Source organism: Pseudomonas sp. NPDC087598 (assembly GCF_044743525.1).
Lineage (GTDB): Bacteria > Pseudomonadota > Gammaproteobacteria > Pseudomonadales > Pseudomonadaceae > Aquipseudomonas.
In genome coordinates this window covers 1-2952 of sequence record NZ_JBIUWQ010000133.1, presented here as the reverse complement: position 1 = coordinate 2952, position 2952 = coordinate 1, and the positions used below count along the sequence as shown (strand labels likewise).

General features: G+C 59.9%; 2 protein-coding genes and 2 pseudogenes. All 4 read left to right on the top strand.

What is annotated here, in order from left to right:
* Window positions 1–218 (top strand): annotated as a pseudogene (locus ACIOWE_RS29975) (NADH-quinone oxidoreductase subunit I); the annotation flags it as partial.
* A gap of 9 nt (window positions 219–227) precedes the next feature.
* A pseudogene (nuoJ, locus tag ACIOWE_RS29970) lies at window positions 228–725 on the top strand (NADH-quinone oxidoreductase subunit J); the annotation flags it as partial.
* 6 nt (window positions 726–731) lie between these two features.
* A complete protein-coding gene (nuoK, locus tag ACIOWE_RS29965) occupies window positions 732–1040 on the top strand; it encodes an NADH-quinone oxidoreductase subunit NuoK (protein ID WP_003223790.1) in 309 nt (102 codons plus the stop codon).
* Window positions 1037–2890: an NADH-quinone oxidoreductase subunit L gene (nuoL, locus tag ACIOWE_RS29960; RefSeq protein ID WP_401398564.1), complete on the top strand. Its 1854-nt coding sequence runs from the start codon at window positions 1037–1039 to the stop codon at window positions 2888–2890. The genes nuoK and nuoL overlap by 4 nt, the downstream gene beginning before the upstream one ends.
* Window positions 2891–2952: the final 62 nt, after the last annotated feature.

The window sequence follows — 2952 nt, the reverse complement described above, 5'->3', positions numbered from 1 at the left end:
GTCCGACCACCGCAATCCAGCTGACTCCGGATTTCGAGATGGCCGAGTTCAAACGTCAGGACCTGGTGTACGAGAAAGAAGATCTGTTGATCTCCGGCCCCGGCAAAAACCCTGATTACAACTTCTATCGTGTTGCAGGTATGGCAATCGCTGGCAAGCCGAAAGGCGCTGCGCAGAACGAAGCCGAACCGATCAACGTGAAGAGCTTGCTGCCTTAAGGAAGAACGATGGAATTCGCTTTCTATTTCGCATCGGGTATCGCGGTTGTGTCCACGCTTCGCGTGGTCACCAACACCAACCCTGTGCACGCCCTGCTCTACCTGATCATCTCGTTGATCGCCGTGGCCATGACCTTCTTCGCACTCGGCGCACCGTTCGCCGGCGTGCTGGAAGTGATCGCCTACGCCGGTGCCATCATGGTGCTGTTCGTGTTCGTGGTGATGATGCTGAACCTCGGCCCCGCCTCGGTTCAGCAAGAGCGCAACTGGCTCAAGCCCGGCATCTGGGCCGGGCCGGTGATTCTCGCAGCCTTGCTGCTGGCCGAACTGCTGTATGTGCTGTTCGCTCACCAGAGCGGTCAAGCCATCGGCCACACCACCGTAGACGCGAAAGCCGTGGGCATCAGCCTGTTTGGCCCGTACCTGCTGGTGGTCGAACTCGCCTCGATGCTGCTGCTCGCCGCAGCCGTCACGGCGTTCCATTTGGGCCGTAACGAGGCGAAGGAGAAAGACCTGCCTGCTATCCCTCTCGAACATGGATTGGCCGTTGCCGGCATCCTGTTCTGCCTTGGTCTGGTCGGCCTGATGGTCCGCCGCAACATTTTGTTCGTGTTGATGAGCCTGGAAGTGATGATGAACGCCTCTGCACTGGCCTTCATTGTTGCTGGCGCCCGTTGGGGCCAGCCGGATGGACAGATCATGTTCATCCTGGTGATCAGTTTGGCAGCCGCCGAGGCCAGTATTGGTCTGGCGATCCTGCTGCAACTGTATCGCCGCTTCCACACGCTCGATATCGACGCTGCCAGTGAGATGCGCGGATGAACCTGATCTTTCTGACTTTCGTATTCCCTCTGATCGGTTTCCTGCTGCTGTCGTTCTCCCGTGGACGCTGGTCGGAAAACCTCTCGGCGCTGATCGGCGTGGGTTCCATTGGCTTGTCGGCGATTGTCGCCGCCTATGTCATCTGGCAATTCAACGTCGCGCCACCCGAAGGCGGTCACTACACCCTGGTGCTGTGGAAGTGGATGGCGGTCGAAGGCTTCAAGCCTGACTTCGCCCTCTACGTCGACGGCCTGTCGATCACCATGCTCGGCGTGGTGGTGGGCGTCGGTTTCCTGATCCACCTGTTCGCGTCCTGGTACATGCGCGGTGAAGCGGGCTACTCGCGCTTCTTCTCGTACACCAACCTGATTATCGCCAGCATGCTGTTCCTGGTGCTCGGCGATAACCTGTTGTTCCTGGACTTCGGTTGGGAAGGCGTGGGCCTGTGCTCGTACCTGTTGATCGGTTTCTACTACAGCAACCGCAACAACGGTAACGCCGCACTCAAGGCCTTCATCGTGACCCGGATCGGCGACGTGTTCATGGCCATCGGCCTGTTCATCCTGTTCCAGCAAGTGGGCACGTTGAACATCCAGGAACTGCTGGTGCTGGCACCGCAGAAATTCCAGGTTGGCGATTTCTGGATCACCCTGGCGACTCTGATGCTGCTGGGTGGCGCGGTTGGTAAATCGGCACAACTGCCGCTGCAAACCTGGCTCGCGGACGCGATGGCCGGCCCTACCCCGGTTTCGGCACTGATCCACGCCGCCACCATGGTGACCGCTGGTGTCTACCTGATCGCCCGTACCCACGGTCTGTTCACCCTGGCGCCGGAAATTCTGCACCTGGTCGGCATCGTGGGTGGTGTGACGCTGGTTCTCGCAGGTTTCGCGGCACTGGTACAAACCGACATCAAACGTATCCTCGCCTACTCGACCATGAGCCAGATCGGCTACATGTTCCTGGCGCTGGGCGTTGGTGCATGGGATGGCGCGATTTTCCACCTGATGACCCACGCCTTCTTCAAGGCCCTGCTGTTCCTTGCTTCCGGTGCGGTGATCGTTGCCTGCCACCACGAGCAGAACATCTTCAAGATGGGCGGTCTGTGGAAAAAACTGCCACTGGCCTACGCCAGCTTCATCGTCGGTGGTGCTGCACTGGCCGCTCTGCCACTGGTCACCGCAGGCTTCTACTCCAAGGACGAAATCCTTTGGGAAGCGTTCGCCAGCGGCAACCACGGTCTGCTTTACGCAGGTCTGGTCGGCGCGTTCATGACCTCGCTGTACACCTTCCGCCTGATCTTCATCACGTTCCACGGTGAAGCCAAGACCGAAGCCCACGCCGGTCACGGCATCGCTCACTGGCTGCCGCTCTCCGTGCTGATCGTGCTGTCGACCTTCGTCGGCGCCATGATCGTTCCACCGCTGCACGGCGTCCTGCCAGAAAGCGTTGGCCATGCCGGCGGCGAAGCCAAGCACAGCCTGGAAATCGCTTCGGGCGCCATCGCCCTCGCCGGTATCCTGCTGGCGGCCCTGCTGTTCCTCGGCAAGCGTCGCTTCGTGACGGCAATCGCCAACAGCGGCATCGGCCGTTTCCTTTCGGCCTGGTGGTTCGCTGCCTGGGGCTTCGACTGGATCTACGACAAACTGTTCGTCAAGCCGTACCATGCGATCAGCCACATGCTGCGCAAAGACCCGCTCGACCAGACCATCGGTCTGATCCCGCGTATGGCCAAGGGTGGTCACACAGCCCTGAGCCGCACCGAGACCGGTCAACTGCGTTGGTACGCTGCTTCGATGGCTGCTGGTGCCGTGCTGGTTATTGGCGCCATCGTGCTGGTAGCGGTCTGATATGAACCTTGCGAATTTGCGAAAGGAAACGAGCCCGTCATGATTCTGCCTTGGCTAATCCT

Excerpts from the sequence above, each read along its gene's own strand:
- nuoL (WP_401398564.1), top strand. The coding sequence starts at position 1,037 with ATGAACCTGATCTTTCTGACTTTCGTATTCCCTCTGATCGGTTTCCTG.